10 protein-coding genes and 2 tRNA genes are annotated in these 18,026 nt (G+C 53.4%); 10 read left to right on the top strand and 2 right to left on the bottom strand.

Annotated features, from left to right (window positions below; translation table 11 throughout):
* The first annotated feature begins 128 nt into the window (after positions 1–128).
* The 3 genes from FD37_RS06050 (at position 129) to FD37_RS06040 (ending at position 7,752) form a co-directional block, all read left to right on the top strand.
* Positions 129–1,475 (top strand): glucose-6-phosphate isomerase, encoded by a 1,347-nt coding sequence (locus FD37_RS06050; RefSeq protein WP_045808406.1) that lies wholly within the window; start codon positions 129–131, stop codon positions 1,473–1,475.
* Between the two features lie 424 nt (positions 1,476–1,899).
* Complete coding sequence (locus FD37_RS06045) at positions 1,900–4,503, top strand: mucin-binding protein (RefSeq protein ID WP_147007689.1); 2,604 nt, start codon at positions 1,900–1,902, stop codon at positions 4,501–4,503.
* A gap of 228 nt (positions 4,504–4,731) precedes the next feature.
* Entirely contained in the window at positions 4,732–7,752 is a 3,021-nt protein-coding gene (locus FD37_RS06040; RefSeq protein ID WP_056964200.1) for a YfhO family protein, read from the top strand.
* A 141-nt stretch (positions 7,753–7,893) separates the two neighbouring features.
* Here the strand turns inward: FD37_RS06040 and FD37_RS06035 are convergent.
* Positions 7,894–7,966, bottom strand: a tRNA-Glu gene (locus tag FD37_RS06035).
* Positions 7,967–8,141: 175 nt separating this feature from the next.
* Between FD37_RS06035 and FD37_RS06030 the strand changes: the two genes are divergently transcribed.
* The 6 genes from FD37_RS06030 to FD37_RS06005 all read left to right on the top strand — a co-directional run bounded on the left by FD37_RS06030 (position 8,142) and on the right by FD37_RS06005 (position 14,790).
* A tRNA-Gln gene (locus tag FD37_RS06030) sits at positions 8,142–8,213 on the top strand.
* A gap of 174 nt (positions 8,214–8,387) precedes the next feature.
* A complete protein-coding gene (locus tag FD37_RS06025; protein ID WP_056964199.1) occupies positions 8,388–8,810 on the top strand; it encodes a Panacea domain-containing protein in 423 nt (140 codons plus the stop codon).
* Complete coding sequence (locus tag FD37_RS06020) at positions 8,810–9,739, top strand: M48 family metalloprotease (RefSeq protein WP_056964197.1); 930 nt, start codon at positions 8,810–8,812, stop codon at positions 9,737–9,739. Before FD37_RS06025 ends, FD37_RS06020 begins: the two co-directional genes overlap by 1 nt.
* Positions 9,740–9,969: 230 nt before the next feature.
* Positions 9,970–10,920 (top strand): alcohol dehydrogenase catalytic domain-containing protein, encoded by a 951-nt coding sequence (locus tag FD37_RS06015; protein ID WP_056964195.1) that lies wholly within the window; start codon positions 9,970–9,972, stop codon positions 10,918–10,920.
* 247 nt (positions 10,921–11,167) lie between these two features.
* Positions 11,168–11,896 (top strand): GntR family transcriptional regulator, encoded by a 729-nt coding sequence (locus tag FD37_RS06010; RefSeq protein WP_056964193.1) that lies wholly within the window; start codon positions 11,168–11,170, stop codon positions 11,894–11,896.
* Positions 11,897–12,330: 434 nt separating this feature from the next.
* Positions 12,331–14,790 carry a phosphoketolase family protein gene (locus tag FD37_RS06005; RefSeq protein ID WP_056964191.1) on the top strand — a complete coding sequence of 820 codons (2,460 nt, stop codon included), beginning with the start codon at positions 12,331–12,333 and terminating at the stop codon, positions 14,788–14,790.
* 131 nt (positions 14,791–14,921) lie between these two features.
* On the opposite strand, the gene FD37_RS06000 is transcribed toward FD37_RS06005, so the two are convergent.
* Positions 14,922–16,097: a MucBP domain-containing protein gene (locus FD37_RS06000; protein WP_056964189.1), complete on the bottom strand. Its 1,176-nt coding sequence runs from the start codon at positions 16,095–16,097 to the stop codon at positions 14,922–14,924.
* Positions 16,098–16,620: 523 nt separating this feature from the next.
* On the opposite strand from FD37_RS06000, the gene FD37_RS05995 reads away from it, so the two are divergent.
* Positions 16,621–17,988: a DUF2252 domain-containing protein gene (locus FD37_RS05995; RefSeq protein WP_056964187.1), complete on the top strand. Its 1,368-nt coding sequence runs from the start codon at positions 16,621–16,623 to the stop codon at positions 17,986–17,988.
* The last annotated feature ends 38 nt before the right edge of the window (positions 17,989–18,026 follow it).

Here is an 18,026-nt window from a genome sequence, read left to right as displayed (position 1 = left end):
ACTGGCTGATGACGGGCGTCGTCGGCCTTTTTTTATGCATAAATTTATGGACTAGACCATTTACATTTGAGCGAAGTGCGGTATAATGGACTAGTCGAAATAATTATGAAAAGTGAGGTTTTCTAACTATGGCACAAATCGCCTTTGATCGTTCCAAATTGGATCCATTCGTTCATGCTAATGAACTCGGAGAAATGCAGGCTATGGTGACGGCCGCGGATAGTGAACTGCGGCAAGGCACCGGTGCGGGCAGTGATTTCCGTGACTGGCTGACGTTGCCCCATGACTATGACAAGGCTGAATTTGCCCGGATTAAGGCGGCGGCTAAGAAGATTCGGGAAGACTCCGAAGTCTTAGTGGTCATCGGTATCGGGGGCTCGTACCTGGGCGCGAAGATGGCCGTGGACTTCCTGCACAGCACCTTCTTCAACAGCTTGCCAGCCGACCAACGGAAGGGCCCGCAAATCTTATTTGCCGGGAACTCCATTAGCGCCGACTACGTGCACGACCTGTTAGGCTTCATCGGCGACCGCGACTTCTCAATTAACATCATTTCCAAGTCCGGGACCACGACGGAACCATCGATTGCCTTCCGGATCTTTAAGGAAAAGCTGGTCAAGAAGTACGGTGAAGCGGAAGCCAACCACCGAATCTACGCGACGACGGATGCCAAGCGGGGCGCTTTGAAGACCGAAGCCGACGCCGCGGGTTACGAATCCTTCGTGATCCCCGATGGCGTGGGTGGCCGGTACTCCGTGCTGTGCCCAGTGGGCTTGCTGCCAATCGCTGCTTCCGGCGCCGACATCGACCAACTGATGCAAGGGGCCGCGGACGCCGCGGACCAATACAGTGATCCGGACCTGACCAAGAACGAGGCCTACCAATACGCGGCTTTACGGAACATCTTGTACCGGAAGGGCTACGGCATTGAATTGTTAGAAAACTACGAACCACGGCTGGCCGCTTTCGCCGAATGGTGGAAGCAATTGACCGGTGAGTCCGAAGGGAAGGACGGCAAGGGGATCTACCCATCTTCCGCCAACTTCAGTACGGACCTGCACTCCTTCGGCCAGTACATCCAAGAAGGCCAACGGAAGTTGATGGAGACCGTTGTGATGGTCGACAAGCCAGAACACGACGTCGACATCCCGAAGGAAGCCGACAACCTGGATGGCTTAGGCTACCTGGAAGGCCGGACCATGGGCTTTGCCAACACCAAGGCCTTTGAAGGGGTCATCCTGGCCCACACCGATGGGGGCGTACCAAACATGAGCGTCCACATCCCTGACCAAAGCGAATATACGTTGGGTTACCTGATCTACTTCTTCGAAGTGGCCATCGCCATCTCCGGTTACCTGAACGGCATCAACCCGTTCAACCAACCCGGGGTCGAAGCCTACAAGACCAACATGTTTGCACTGTTGGGCAAGCCAGGCTTTGAAGACTTAAGCAAGAAATTAAACGCGCGGCTGTAAAGGTCCGTTAACCACTCGAGTGGCGTTTCCGGAATCATTGATTCTGGGGACGCCACTTTCTTGCGGCCTTCTTTATCGACCGATAAATTTTACCCGTTTAACGGTATATGTCCCCTTCGGAAGTTTTGTTGTCCCCAAAAAATGATGACTCCCTGAGTTTTTGATAAAAAGTGGCGAATTGGCTAAATCCCGGTAAAATAGTCGTTACAGCAAATATCATTAAGCGTAAATGTGATGGATAAAGAAATAATTAGGAATATAAAATATTTTTTTCTAAATCCGTGATTTATCCAGCATAGTGTGTATAATTAAAGGCAAATAAAAAAGCTACTGGTATCAATGATGGGCCGACGACTATTTGATTAATAATGTAAGGGCATTCAATAATAACTTGATACCGAGGATATACGAGGAGGGCGTTACCATGACACAACCAGTAATGACGAAGGGCCACAAGTGGTGGCTGTACTCAAGCACCGCAATGGCGTTGCTCGCATGGTCCTTAGGGGGCACCGCGGCGCAGGCCGACCAGACGCCGATGACAACCACGACCACGCCCGCAACGGATCAGGCGACGGACGCGGCCAATCAGACGTTGCAGGACAACCAGGTAACTTTGCCAACGGCGTCTACGGGAGATGAGGCTGTTGAGGCGGACGTAACGGCGACGGAATCGGGAACCGGTGCAACGGCCTCAACGACCACCGGCCAATCGACGGATGGAACAGCGGCTGAGGGGCAACCCGCCAACGAATTAGCAACTGACGGTTCCAACGCGGCTAATGGGGCTAATGAAGTCGATGAGTCTACCGCCACCAATGAGTCCACGGTCACCCAAGAACCCGCAACGCCGACCACCGACACGGGTGAGGCGGCAGAGCCAACGCCGGAACCGGAAAAGCCGGCCGCCGATACAGCGGGTGAGACGACGCCCCAGACGGCCACGGAAACACCGGCGCAGTCGGACGATGAAGCGGCCGTAAAACCGGCTGCCGCCCAAGCACTCACGACGAAAGCCGCTGAGCAGTTGAAGCGCGACCAACAACTTGTCGATCAGGCCGCCACGCCCACCGCAGCCATTCAGCAGATTCAAGTCCTGGCCGCGGACGAGGCGTTGGATGAGGATACGGACATCGGGTATCTCTTTACAGACACAAACTTTTTAGCAGCTGTGCGTTACGCCTTGAATTTGAAGGATGGCCAGGCTTTAACCATCAAGGTGCTGCAAGCCTACCGGGGGGAACTCCAGATTAACAGTACGTGGACGAACCAGGATCACCCAATCAATAATCTGAGTGGTCTCGAGGTCGTTGCGCAAAATTTAAACGCCACTGTACGGGTGAACGTCGACGTGACGCTGGGGGTCACCCAAGACGAGATGCCGAACTTTGATTTTTCACCGTTGACCGCGATTCAAAAATTAGGCAACGTTGGGTTGCATACCTTCTACTGGGGAGCGGCGACGGACGATCAGCTGCGGCTCATCGCGGGGTTGGATCCCCAAAACATTCAGAACCTGAGCTTCACGACGCCGGATTCTGACCAGAAGAACCTGACGGGGATGACCAGCCGGCAGTTGGCCATCCTGGCGCCGTTTGTCGCGAGCATTCTGGACAACTCCTATCCCAATTCGCATGCGATTACGTTCTCGGGAAATTCGATTGCGGACTTTAGCTCACTGGGCATCGTGACGCATTTGTCGACGTGGGGCGGCATGATCACGGGCCGGCAACAGTACGTTGAAGTGGACCAACCGTTGGCCATCCAACCCGGGGGCAGTGCGGCAATCACCGTCTTCACGCACGATATGTGGGGCCGGCCGCTCCTGACCCCGATTGCGTACCACAACGCGGACGGGCAAGAAGTCTTCACCCCCAACCAGCAACTGGTCAATCCGAACATCACGGATGGGCAGGTCGTGTATGGCCAACTGGGGTGGCAGGAAAAGTACATTTACCGCTTTAATGGAACGACCGACCCCAACGGCGTGGATCTAAACGGACACTTAACGTTTATCGCTGGGACGACCTTCTACCAAAAGGTCGGTGCGGTGCAGGGTCAGACCATCACGGTCACCTACCAGGATGACACCACGGGCACGGTGCTCAGCCACGAGGACCTGACGGGGGATCTGGGGACGACCAGCGATTATCAGACCGCGGCCACCCTGCAGGACTACCAGCAACAGGGGTACGAAGTGATCAGCGACGGGTATCCGGTCGGGGGCGCCACGTTCACGGACACCCCGCAGACGTTCGTCGTGCACCTCAAACACGGTCTGACCACCGTCAATAACAGCAAAACCGTGACCCAGTGGATCCACTACCAATACGCCGATGGCACGTCGGCGGCCACCAGCTACACCGCCTGGGTGACCTTTGTGCGGCAGGGGGAACGCGACCAGGTCACGGGGCAGACCCAGTGGGCCGATTGGCACCCGACCAATCCCACGGCGGCCCTGCCGGCGAGAACGTCCCCGGTTCTGGCCGGCTACACGGCCGACCAATTAACGGTTCCGGGGCTGACGTTGACGCCGGAGGGACAGGACGTGACCACGGTGGTGACCTACACGGCCAACGGAACCACGCCGGTCGACCCGACACCTGATCCGAATCCAGAGCCGACGCCTGACCCAGATCCGGAACCAACACCGAATCCAGAACCGACGCCCGATCCGGAGCCAACGCCACAACCCAAACCAAAGCCAACGCCTAAACCGACGCCAACGCCGGGTGCTGCGGGAGATGCCGGGAATACCGGGGCGACGGCCACCGCGCCACAGCCCACGCAACCGGGCCAGCTACTTAGCGGTGGTAATGCCGCAACCACGAGCCTGACCGGCCACACCGCCGGGACGCCGCAGACGCTGAGAACGACCGTGACCGGGGAAGTAGCTACCCAGCCGGCGGCGACCAAGGCCGCCACGCTGCCCCAGACCAACGAAGCAGCGACGAGCGTCTGGGGACTATTGGGCGGATTGTTACTGACGATTGCGGGCGCGGTAGGTTTTCGCCGGCGGCACTCGTAAAATCGCTTTCAATTTGTTCAGTAAATTAATTTAAACCGATGAAAGTTGCAAGAAAGCCCGGAGCCACGCCGTTCCGGGCTTTCTTACGTTAATTTCCGGCCACAAACGTTAAGCTCCGGTGACGCTTTGGTTACAGTTGCGGCGGATGACTTGTGGTTTAGCGCCGGGTGCCCGTAAAATAAAGAAAACACACTATCGCGTCTGATGATGATTAGGGGAGAGAATAAAATGAAATCATCGAAACGAGGATACGCCCAGTACACCCTGGCCTTCATTGTGTTGACCTTGGTGCTATATGGGATCTTTATCTTAACGGGGAAGTCGTTTATCTGGCAGGGGGACGGGTTAGCGCAACACTACCCGATCCTGGTGCGCTTCTACGAGTGGCTGCACCAGGGAAGCCTGACCGGCTGGTCCTGGGCCCTGGGTCTGGGAGCGGACAAGGTCACGACTTTCTCGTACTACGTCTTAGGGGATCCGTTTGCCTATCTGATCTATTTCGTGCCCAAAGCTCATCTCGAAATGGGGTACAATCTGCTGGTCTTGGTGCGGCTGTACTTCAGCGGCCTGGCCTTTCTGCTGTTCGCGCGGCAGCGGTCATTTAGACCCGGTAGCCAGCTGTTGGGGACGCTGGCCTACACCTTCACGGGCTTTTCACTCTACGTCAGCATTCGGCACCCGTTCTTTCTGTTGCCGATGATCCTGTTTCCACTGCTGGCGTACGGCATCGACCGCGTCTACGCGGGGAAGAGCTGGGTCCCGTTGGCGGCCTTTGCCGGGCTGGCACTGGTGGGCAACTTTTACTTTGCCTACATCCTGGCGATTGGGAGCCTGGTGTACGCCCTCCTGCGCTACTTCGCCGTGCGGCCGGCACTCAAGGTCCCGACCCTGATTGGCCGCCTCGCGACCGCCGGGGTGATTGGGCTGTTGCTGGCCGGCATCCTGTTCGTGCCGTCGGTGCTGGGGGTGCTCAATTCGACGCGGGCGACCGCGAATTTTGCCAACGGCTACGTCTTGTACCCGTTTAGCTACTACCTGCGGCTGTCTAACGCCGTTTTGACCACCGGGAACCCGATGAGCTTCTGGGTCAACCTGGGACTGGCCGGCCTGACCTTCTTGAGTATTCTGTACACGCTCCGGCACTTTCGGCAATACCGCTGGCTGAACATCGGCCTGCTGCTGGTGATGGGCGGAACGCTGGTGCCGGCGGTGGCGGCCATCATGAACGGGGGCACCACGCCGTCACAACGCTGGCTGTTACTGGGCAGTCTGGGCTTTAGCCTGGCGCTCATGACCTTCTGCGACCACTTGGGCGACCTGACCCGCCAGGACCTGACGACCCTACTGTGGGGGACCGTGGGCCTGTTGGTGGCCGTCTGGGCGGCCAACGGCTTCATCTATAACAACCATCCGCACGACTTCGTGATGTACGGGCTGTTGCTGCTGACGGTGATGGTGATCCTGATCGCGCAGATCGACCACTGGACGCGACCCAAGACCCTGGGCATCCTGCTGGGACTGCTGAGCCTCAACATCGTGGCCAACGGGTACGGGTACTTTAGCCCCGACTCCGGAGGCGCCAGTCAACAGCTGACGCCGCGGGGCGTGGCCACCAAATTTCAGAAGAACTACTACGACGGTGCGCAGAAGACGGTCAAACGTCAGAAGGGCTTCGGCCGCAGCGTGCTGAGCAATCAGTACTACTACGCCAACGAGGCCAAGACCAACATGGGGATGAACCTGGGGACCCACGACATCATGTCGTACTTCTCCATCGAAAATGGGGCGGTCGGGGCCTTTAGCCAGGCCGTCGACAACTCGCAGTTCAAGATGAACAAACCCATCAACCAGGCGGATAGTCGCACCACACTGAGCAACCTGCTGGGCGTGCGCGACATCTTCGCCCGGACCAATCAGCGGGGCAAGCAGGCCTTCCCGTACGGCTACAAGGTGGTCAAGCGAGCCAACGGCAAGGTCCTGACGTACAAGGACCAACCGGTGCATAACTTCGGGAACAACTACGGGACCATCCTGTACCGCTCCAAGAACGCCTTACCACTGGCCTACCTGCAAACGCGGGTCCTGGATCACCGACAATTCGACCGGCTGGACGGGACCGACCGGGAACAGGCGCTGACCACGGGGGCGCTCTTCGATGGGGCGACGACCGGGGTGCCGACGACCCGCTACCGCTCGACCAACCGGGAGATTGGGTATACGGTGGTGGCGGATGATTCGACCGTCGTCGATAGCCTGGGCAAGGTGGCGTTGTACCGGCAACGGGGCAATCAGCTGAACCCGGACCTGGCGACGACCACCGAGGCATCGCTGCGGCAGAAGAACCAGGACCGCTCCGTCAGCATTCGAAGCGACAAGGCGCGGTTAAAACGCCTGGCGAAGCAGAACCGGACTCTTTTGGCCAAAAACCGGCAGGCCAATCTGGCGGGGCTGACTGCGATGGTCAGTGACAACCAGAACCAGCCAATCACCTACAAGCTGGAAACGCAGCGGTCGCAACGCACGGCCAAGACCGAACTATACCTGGAACTAACGGGCATTGACGTGCAACGACTGTCGGTCCAGGACAAGTACCGCGGCCAGGCCACCACGAACGCCTTTCAGAACCAGGCCTTCACCGGGATCCAACGGTTGAACGTCCTGCGGCGGGCGCTGTGGAACCAAAACGACGGGGCCTACACGTTCAACGTGACCAGCTTCCATAACTTTACCGGGTATTCGCAGCTGGGGCAGACCAACCTGTCCGACTACCAGCAAAAGCAGCGGGTCCTGCTGAACCTGGGCTACTCGCGCAAACCGCGAAAGACGATCAAATTGACGTTCAAGGGCGTCAAGGGATTAACGTTCAAGTCGGCGCGATTGATCGCCGTGCCACTGGGGTCGGCCTACACGCAACGCATGCAGCAGTTGAAGCGCCAGAAGCTACAGGGCTTGCGGGTCCGTAACAACCAGGTCACGGGAACGGCAACGGCCCAACGTGCGACGGTCCTGACGACGTCGATTCCGTACTCGTCCGGCTGGCACCTGACGGTCGATGGCCGGTCTGTGCCGACGGCAAAGGTCAACGTCGGCTTCGTGGGGGCCCGGTTACCGGCCGGGACCCACGCGGTCAAGTTGACGTACCAGACGCCGGGCTTGCGGCTGGGGATGGGCCTGTCCGTGCTCGGCATTTTGGGGCTGATCGGGGGTCTTGTCCTGACGAAACGCGCTAAAAACACAAAAGATGAATAAAAAAAGTCGGTCCTTTCCGGAATGGAAGGGACCGACTTTTTGGTCTAGACCGTCACTTTTTGCGGGCAACGTGGGTGGTCGATGAGCTGAGGGTAAAAAGAAAGCCGAAACGTTGATATCACAACGTTTCGGCACAATTGATAGCCCATACGGGGCTCGAACCCGTAGCTCCGCCTTGAGAGGGCGACGTCTTAAACCAGTTTGACCAATGGGCAATAATTGATAACTAGCATAATATAATTTACCTTTTTTCCAGCAAGTTGTCAACGGTTCGTGTATAAAAAAATGGATTTTTCGACAGCTCGGCATTTTTGCCGAAAATCGGTTGACACTAATTCGCAAACAAGGTAATATTAAATAGTTGCTTGAGGGCAATGACACATCATCATTGGGTATTCGCCAAATGGTAAGGCACCGGACTCTGAATCCGTAATTTACTGGTTCGATCCCAGTATACCCAATCAGATAAGAAGAGAATAACCGCTATTACCATATGAGAGTATGGTAATAGCGGTTATTTATTTTAAATGAGATTAGTTTAGTGCATCAGAACGTTTGTTCGCAGTTTTGGAGTGTTAATCCGCTAAAGCGCGCTATAAATGTGCTAGGCTTCTGGGTGGAAGGGGGAATGAAGAATGTCAATGAGTGATTTGAGTCAGCATATTCTGGCGGTCGGGAAAATGCATAACTTGTCGGTGACAAATTTGGCTTTGCAAAAAGTGATGTACTTCAGTGTTCAGGATTACTTACGGCAACATGGACAGGACGACTTTATTACGGCTCTTTATGATACTCCCTTCGAAACTTGGCAGTATGGACCAGTAATCCCAGAAATCTATTTTGAATTTAGTGCATTTGGTAGTATGTCCATTTCTGAAGCGGGGCACTACCATTCAGCTTTGAGCGTGCTGGATTCCAATATCGTAAGTCTGCTAAAAGAAGATGTTTTTGACTTGGTTAATAGAAGTCATGAGCAATCCTTTTGGCAACAACACAGAGCAGATGGCAGGCATGAAGATGCTCAATATAAGTTGAGCGATATTATGAGTAATTGCTGATGGGGCAAAAAAATGAGCAGATTAGAGAAGCGCTAACTAAGCTGGGAAGTATCAGTAACCCAAAAGACATTATGGCAAGTCAGCATTTTGATATCTTATGGCAGATCTATGATACGCAGAATGACGTTGAGGCAACCCCAATTAGTTCTTGGGTTTATCAAAATGAAAACTATGAAGTTAGTATGTTTAAACAGGCTTTGAAAAGTGCGGTAGATAAGACAAAAATTGATGAACACCATACGACTTTGGCTAAAAGCCATCTTTACCAAGTCTTGGATATCCTAGAATTGGCTGGAATTCAAAAGTCACGGTTCGTTGATAATTTACAAGAACAATTGTTGAAGCAGAATCGTTATATGGCGGATCTGAAAGCTCAAGTCGCAGAGTTGGACGACAAGCTAAAAACAAGCGAAGAGCAGGCGGCACGATTATCTGAGCAAACGGAACAATTGGCTCAGAAAAATGACAAAATGGTTTTTGATTTTGTGACGATTCTAGGGATATTTACGTCCATTACGTTTGCAACTTTTGGTGGTTTGCAACTATTGGGAAATGTCTTTGGGCATGTTAAGAATTATCAAAATCAGGCCATTGGTAGTGAGATAATGCTGGGCTCCGTTTTCTTGTTTGGGACCTACGTTATTTTAGTTTCGTTGTTGTCAGGAATCTCTAAGTTAATTGATCGAGAGTACCAAACGACTAGAACGATTAGATTGTTTGTCGTTGTTAGTATCGGAATCATTTTCATAGTGGGATTTGTTTACACGGACTTTGAGCGGGCAACACGAGTTTCCCAGTGGCTGTATCAGCCATGGTGGCATCTGTTAGCAATTACGGTTGGAATATTTGTGCTGGTCGCGATTATCTGCGGCGTCGATATTGGCATCAAAAAGATACTAGAAAAATTGAACGTAGTTTCTGAAAAGTGAATTGTTTATTAGACTTAAACGATTCATTATGAAAAGCACCTCGCTACTTAGTTAACTAGCGGGGGGCTTTTGCGTTTCTTCAAAATCGGCAGTTGGATATTTAATCATGGCAACTCGTCACCAATTTTAGCTAGCCACAATAAAAAATTAGTTGTGGGTGTTATGGATTATCGTTGGGTATGCTACAATAAACTTGTGAAAGCGATTACATAATATGAAGGAGTGGTTCGATGCGTGGATGGAAGTTTACGAAAACAGATGAACCGTTGGAATTGGTCGAACAGCCAGATCCCCAACCTGCTGCGGATGAGGTGATCTTAGCGGTCAAGGCCGCGGGGCTGTGTCACACCGACGTCGGCATCTTGCACGACCCAAGTTGGCTCCCCTTAATCAAGGCCCCGGTGATTCTGGGACATGAATGTGCCGGACAAATTATCAAGGTGGGGACGAACGTTCACGACTTTAAAGTGGGCGACCGCGTGGGGGTCTCTCCGCAAAATCCAGAAACGGGACAGACCATCGGCTGCATGCGCGATGGGGGTTATTCCGACCAGGTTGCGGTACCGGCAAACCAGTTGGTGCCCCTACCGGATGGGGTGAGCTATGTTCAGGGAGCCTCCGCGACGGATGCGGGGATGTCGTCGTACCACCCACTATTTGTGACCGGCCAGGCGAAGCCGGGGATGAAGGTTGGCATCATCGGAATTGGCGGCCTGGGTGAATTTGCCGTTAACATGGCAGTCATTGCGGGCTGCGATGTGTACGCCGTTGACACCAAGGCCGCGGCGCGGCAATGGGCTCAAAAGATTGGAGCCAAAGGGGTCTACGCGGATATTTGCGACCTCAAGCAAGCCGATGTGCCTCTGATTATTGATTTTGCGGGATTCGACACCACGACCAATCAGGCGGTAAAGGCCGTCAAGACGGGCGGAACGGTCGTCGTAGTTGGCATGGGCATTCTACACAGCACGATTGATACGGGCGAACTGATTACTCGCAACATCACCTTAACGGGGAACTCCGGTGGGACGCCGGCAGACATCGCCAACGTGTACAAGTACTTCCAGACCGGCAAGATGCACCTGGATTTGCCAACTACTAGTTTTGATAAGATTCCGGAAGGACTGGTTTCGTTGGAAAAGGGTGAAGTGGTCGGCCGGTTGATTGCGGCACGAGCGTAATTTTATAAAATTTTTACTTATAATTGAGTTAAATGGGATGCGGGTTAGGCATCCCATTTTTACGTGCTTGAAGGTGATTAGCACGAAGAAACTAGCAAGTTGGCTTATTTTGGACCGCACCATTTTCCCAACCCAACCCGCTCAGAAATAATCAAATTAATAACCAATTTCAGAAAAAGCCACCACGCGCCCCTAAAGTCTGGTATACTATCCGGATAATTATGGCTAGGCCTTGAGGAGAGCGACGATGACAGAGTTAGTCTATCGAACCGTGATGCGCGACTTGAAGAAGCGCATCCGTAGCGGGGAATTTCAACAGAATAAATTACCGGATGAGCGCAGTCTCAGCGACAGCTACCAAGTCAGTCGCAGTACCATCAAGCGCGCCATGGGCGTCCTGGTCGACCAGGGTATCGTGTTCAAGAAGCGCGGGTCGGGGACGTTCATCAACCCCCTATACCTGAAGGACCAGTCGGCCTTTCGCTACGAGGGGAACAACCTGGGCATCACGGATAGCTTCCAGGTCAACGGGGAGCAGCCCCACAGCAAGCTGCTGGACTACCGGGTGATCCCCGCCAGTCCGGAGCTGCAACAGGACCTGTTCCTAGACGGGGCCGAGTTCGTGTACCGCATCAAGCGGCTGCGAATCTTTGATGACCAACCGGTGATCATCGAGACCGGCTACATTCCTATCAAAATCTTGCCGACCTTGACGCCCGAGGCCGTGCAGAGCTCCATCTTCCGTTACCTGCAGGACACGCAGGGGCGGTCGGTCAACAAGTCGTTTCTCTCGATTCAGGCGCAGCCGTCGAACGCCGAGGACCAGGAGCTGCTGAAGCTCAAGGTCAACGAACCGGTCGGGGTCATGGAAGGCATCTTCTTCCTCGACGACGGCACGCCGTTTGAGGTCTCCAATATGCGGTTGCATTATCAGTATTTAAAGTACGGTACCTTCGTGAATTTGAACGAAGATTAGCGCTATCAAAAGGGTTGGGACATCATTCGAATTCTACTAAAAGCAGGAAGGGAATTCTCGTTGGAGAAGCGCCTTCCTGCTTTTCTTCGGAAGCAACGGTGTCGAAACGTGGGATTCAAGGCAGCTGGTTCCGCTTAATGGTGTCAGACAGATAATCCAAGATCGGGATTATCCGCCTGACACCGTTAATGCTCGCCAGCTAATCGCCTTGAGTCCCACTCTTGTTTCTGTGAAGAAAACTCATTTTTCGATGAAAAAAGCGCTTTTTTTAAGCGAAAAGTCAAAAACTTCTAAAATTGGACCGTATCAATTTAGAAAGTAGTTGACTTTTTCCGAAAAGTCCGTATGATGAAAGAATGTAAATTAGAAGTTTGTGATTTACGACGACACATCGTTATAGTGATGACTAGTTTAACGAAGGAGTGTACAAATACATGGCAGTAGATTTCGATTCCAAGTCATACTTGGAAAAAGTTGACGCCTGGTGGCGCGCAACGACTTACCTCTCCGGTGGGATGATTTTCTTAAAGAGCAACCCACTGTTCTCAGTAACGAATACACCAATCCAAAAAGACGACGTTAAGGTGAAGCCTATCGGACACTGGGGAACTATCTCCGGTCAAACGTTCCTGTACGCTCACGCCAACCGTCTGATCAACAAGTACAACTTAAACATGTTCTACATCGGTGGCCCAGGTCACGGTGGTCAAGTCATGGTTACCAACTCATACTTGGACGGAACTTACACGGATGCTTTCCCAGAAATCACCCAAGACCTTGAAGGGATGGCTCGTTTATACAAGCGGTTCTCCTTCCCAGGTGGTATCGGTTCCCACATGACGGCCCAAACGCCAGGTTCTCTGCATGAAGGTGGAGAATTAGGTTACTCCCTTTCCCACGCAACGGGTGCTGTCTTAGACAACCCTGACCAAATCGCCTTCACGGTTGTGGGTGATGGGGAAGTTGAAACCGGCCCAGCCATGACGGCTTGGAACTCCATCAAGTTCTTGAACCCTAAGAACGACGGTGCTGTTTTACCAATCCTTGACTTAAACGGCTTCAAGATTTCTAACCCAACTCTGTTCTCTCGGATGGACGACGAACATTTGACGAAGTTCTTCGAAGGGTTAGGCTGGTCACCACGGTTCATCGAAAACGATGATATCCATGACTACATGACTTACCACGAAAAGGCAGCCGCAGTCTTTGACCAAGCAATTGCTGACATCAAGCAAATCCAAAAGGATGCGCGTGAAAACGGCAAGTACGAAGACGGCACGATTGCACCATGGCCAGTTGTTCTGGCTCGTTTGCCAAAGGGTTGGGGCGGTCCTACGCACAACCCAGCCGGCGAACCAATCGAAAACTCCTTCCGTGCTCACCAAGTTCCGCTTGGCTTAGCACAAAACAAGCTTGACGAATTACCAGAATTCGAAGCTTGGATGAAGTCCTACAAGCCAGAAGAACTGTTCAACGTTGACGGTTCTTTGAAGGCCGAAGTCGCTGACTTTGCCCCTAAGGGTGACAAGCGAATGGCAGCCAACCCACTGGCTAACGGTGGTCGTGCACGTGGCGAAAAGCCAGAATTATTAGACTTACCAGACTGGAAGTCTTACGCAAACGACATCAACGATAGCAACCGTGGGACGACCTTAGCAGACGGTAACCGGAACATGGACATGAACGTCTTATCAACGTTCTTCGCCGGTGTTGCGACTAAGAACCCTTCATCCTTCCGTGTCTTCGGACCTGATGAAACGATGTCCAACCGTCTCTGGGAAATGTTCAAGATCACGAACCGTCAATGGGAAAGTCCGGTCAAGGAACCAAATGACCAATACGAAGCCCCAGAAGGCCGTATCTTGGATGCCCAATTATCCGAACACCAAGCTGAAGGTTGGTTAGAAGCCTACACGCTGACTGGTCGTCAAGGGGTCTTCACTTCTTACGAATCATTTTTGCGCGTTGTCGACTCCATGATCACCCAGCACTTCAAGTGGATCCGCCAAGCGGCTGCTGAAGACTGGCGCAATGATTACCCATCATTGAACCTGATCTCCACTTCCACTGTGTTCCAACAAGACCACAACGGTTACACCCACCAAGATCCAGGTATCTTGACTCACTTGGCTGAAAAGAAGTCTGACTTCGTTCGCCAATACCTGCCAGCTGATGGGAACACCTTGTTAGCTGTCTTTGACCGGGCCTTCAAGGACCGTCAAAAGGTTAACCACATCGTTGCTTCCAAGCAACCTCGTCAACAATGGTTCTCCGTTGATGAAGCCGCTGAATTAGCGACTGAAGGGGTTAAGGTTATCGACTGGGCTTCCACTGTTGCCGAAGGCGAAGATGCTGATATCGTCTTTGCTTCCGCCGGTGTAGAACCAACGATCGAAACGTTAGCTGCTTTACACTTAATCAACGATGCCTTCCCAGCCGTTAAGATGCGTTACGTCAACGTGGTTGAATTAGGTCGTTTGCAAAACAAGAACGGTCAATTGAACGCAGAACGTGCGTTGTCTGACGACAAGTTCAGTTCATTGTTCGGTCAATCCGGTACGCCGGTTGTCTTCGGCTTCCACGGTTACGAAGACTTGATCGAATCCATGTTCTACGAACGTCAACACTTAGGCTTACACGTCCACGGTTACCGTGAAGATGGTGACATCACCACGGCCTACGACATGCGGGTCTACTCCGAACTTGACCGCTTCCACCAAGCTAAGGACGCTGTTAGCGTCTTAGTTGCCAAGGGTGTGATCGACGAAGCTGCCGCTAAGGCCTTCGACGCTAAGATGGATGAAATCTTGGCTAAGCACTTCAAGGTTACCCGTGATGAAGGTCACGATATCGAAGAATTCACGAAGTGGCAATGGACGCCATTGAAGAAGTAATTCTTCTCTGACAGTCATACCGACTGAATACGAAAAGCCCCGGGACGCTGGTTCCGGGGCTTTTCGTGTAAAAAGAGAACCAAAAAATCCTGATATGTCCCACGGAAGGGAGATGTCAGGATTTTTGTCGTTTATTTAAAAGGAGTCACCCACTGCTTGTTCCCGGTAATGTATTGACCGGAAGCGAGCTGGTACCGCGTCGTCATGCCAGTGTGGATGATGCGGCGGACGGTCACGGTCTTGCCTTTTTTGAGGTGCGTGCGGCGGCTTTGGGCCGAGAAACGGGTCGTGGCATAGAGGTAAGCGCCCTGGGGATTGGTGACGCGGAGCTGGCGGTACTGGGTACCCTGCCAGTAGAGGTTCGCCACAAAATTCGGGTTGGCCGTGATATAAGTCCCATCGGCAAGCCGGTAGCGAAGTTTCCCCGTGGTCGAGGTCGCGGTGTCCACGACCTTAAAGGTGGCCGCCTTGACCCGTGGTTGTTGTTTGACGAAGGATAACCGCTGTGCCCGGGTAAAGGTCGGGGAAGCGTAGTGGTACAGCCCCCGTTTAGCGTAGATCATGAAGGGTCGAATGGCCGTTCCCTGAGCTGGTTCGTAGACGTAGATGACGTCCTGCGCTGACGAGGTGAAGCGCCCGGTTGGCTGGCCGATGATTTTAGCGAGCTGGTAGTGGGCGAAGTCCTTTTGAGTGGTTTGGTAAGGAGCGCCAAGGTCCCCGGTTAAGACCTGGTCTTGAGCCAGCTGTGTGCCCGTTGTTGTCTGGTAGCGCACGGTTACGGGCGCGGCGACCACGCTGGGCGTGGTGGGGGCGACGGGGGTCACCGGCGAAGGCGTCTTTTGATAAACGTAGGTAAAGGTCTGATCCGTGGTGTCGAAGGTACCGGAAGGGGTGCCGCCTTGGATTTCCTTGAGGTCGTAACCTTTTAGGTCGGCGTTCCCAGCTGGGTCCGGGATGGTGTAGGCGCTGCCGGGCTTGCCGCTAAGGGCCTTATTCGCGGAGAGTGAGTGACCCGCAGTGTCGACGTACTTGAAGGTGACCGAGGTCTGATCGGGTTGGTAAATGAAGGTGACTTCATTAGTGCCACTCTTGGTATCGCGTAACTGGTACCCATCGATGGCGACGTCCGGGGTACCGGATGTCAGCCCGGCGATGAAGTCGTCAACTTGATCTTCGTCCACGGAGAAAGTCTGTGTGGGCTTGAGGCTGTGATTTTCGGTATCAACGTAATGAACGGCTAGTTCAACGCTGGTGGAACTATTGGCAACGTTGAGCTGAACATCGGTACTGATCACGTAGTCAGCCACGGCAACGCGGTAGTAGACCTTTTCAGTATTTAGATTGATTAGAGTCGTATCAGTTGCAAAGGAGCCATTTGCAGCAAGTTCAAACGAGGTCTTAGTTCCGTCGCTTTTATAAAGCGGTATTGTCTCTGGAGAAGTATCTGTTTTAGGGACTGAGATGGTTGAACCATCCGGCAACGGCACCCGAATCGTGTGTGCGTCGGCTTGAAAACCAGTAGCCTGAGCGCTGAGGGGACTGATTATGATAAAACCGATAACGAGCATGAGTAGCCCGAGCAGCCATTTAAGAGAGAATTGAACTTTCATACAGCAAAACCACCTTCCAATATGTAAATGCTTACAACCTTTATATTAGCAGATTTATGGAGAGATAATGCGAATTGATTAATATATGAAATATATTTAATGATAATTAAATTTAAATCTAATAAATAAATGACGACAAACAAATGTGGCAAACATTTTCCGTTATTCTGGGTCGGTAGAGGAGTAAAATAAAAAGGAATGAACAACGGGAGGTGGCGTGATGACGCCAGCAAAATTCAGTACAGGACAGGTCCAGGTGAATAAAACGGTCGCGGAGCTCCGCGAGATGGGCAAGGCCGCGCGGGCCAAGGTGCCCTTCGAAGAATTGGGGCAGTTTACCCCGACTGGACGGGATAGCACGGTCATGATGGACCAGGTTCGCCAACTGCTGATTCCGGAGTTATTGCCGGAACGGACACGGTTGATGGGGGCCTCGGCCTTCGCCTTTTTCCGGGGAACGGCCGAACTGATGGAGGCCGACCTGGATACCCAGCCGAACACGCGGATCCTGACGTTTACCTGTGGGGACGCCCACATCGGTAACTTCGGTTTTTACGCGTCACCGGAGCGACGGCTGCTGTTCGACCTGAACGACTTCGATGAAGCGGGTATCAACCCCTGGGAGTGGGACCTGAAACGGTTGCTGGTCAGCGTGATTTTGGCGGGCCAAGCCAACCAGTTTAAAGAGAAAAAGTTGAAAGAGTTCTTGCCCGCGGTGGCGGCTAGCTACCGCAAGGGCATGAAGTGGATGTTCGATCAGACCACGCTGAGCCGGTTCTACCCGGCCAACGACGTGGAGAAGATCATTAAGGCCAGCGCGCTGGACGAGGACAGCTCCAAACTCCTGATGAACCTGATCAATCACGCGAATAAACGCGATTCGGAGCAGGTCGTGCGCAAGTTTACCACGCTCGATATCCGGGGTGGGCTGTGCTTCCGGGAGAACGCGCCGCGTACGACCCACGTGGACGACGACTTCACGACCCACGTGAACGACTACTTCGCGGCATACCGGCAGACGTTGCGGCCGGACGTCAATTTGTTGCTGTCGCAGTACCACATCACGGATGTGGTGCGGCACAGTGTCGGGGTCGGGAGCTTTGGGTCGCGGTGCTACCTGATCCTGCTGACGGCCATTGACGGTTCGCACCTGGTCTTACAGGTCAAGGAAGCCCTGCCGACCCGGCGACGGGGGAGTCAGAAGAGTACCCGCATCACGGCGGACTTCGAGCAGTCGGAAGGGCAACGGATCGTGGACTCGCAGAAGATTCTGCAGTCGGCGTCGGATGCGTTTCTGGGCTACTTCGCGGGCCACGAGCGGAGCTTCTACGTCCGGCAATTCCGGGACATGAAGGAGTCTGTCAACCTGGCGCAGCTGGACTGGGACCAGTTCCAGACCTACGCGGCGACCTGTGCGTGGACGCTGGCCATGGCTCACTCACAGAGCCCGACTGCGGCCATTATCCGGGGCTACATCGGCGGTAGCGGCAAGACGCTCGACAGTGAGCTGGCGAAGTTCGCCTGGGCGTACACGGACCAGGTTCAAGCAGATTATCAGAAGTTTTGTGAGTACCGATTAACGGATTAGTGAAAAGCGCAAAATCCCCTGGGACTTGATAAAAATCA

This window comes from Levilactobacillus spicheri DSM 15429 (assembly GCF_001435095.1).
In the GTDB taxonomy this organism is placed as follows: domain Bacteria; phylum Bacillota; class Bacilli; order Lactobacillales; family Lactobacillaceae; genus Levilactobacillus; species Levilactobacillus spicheri.
This window is presented reverse-complemented; position numbering and strand designations above follow the sequence as displayed.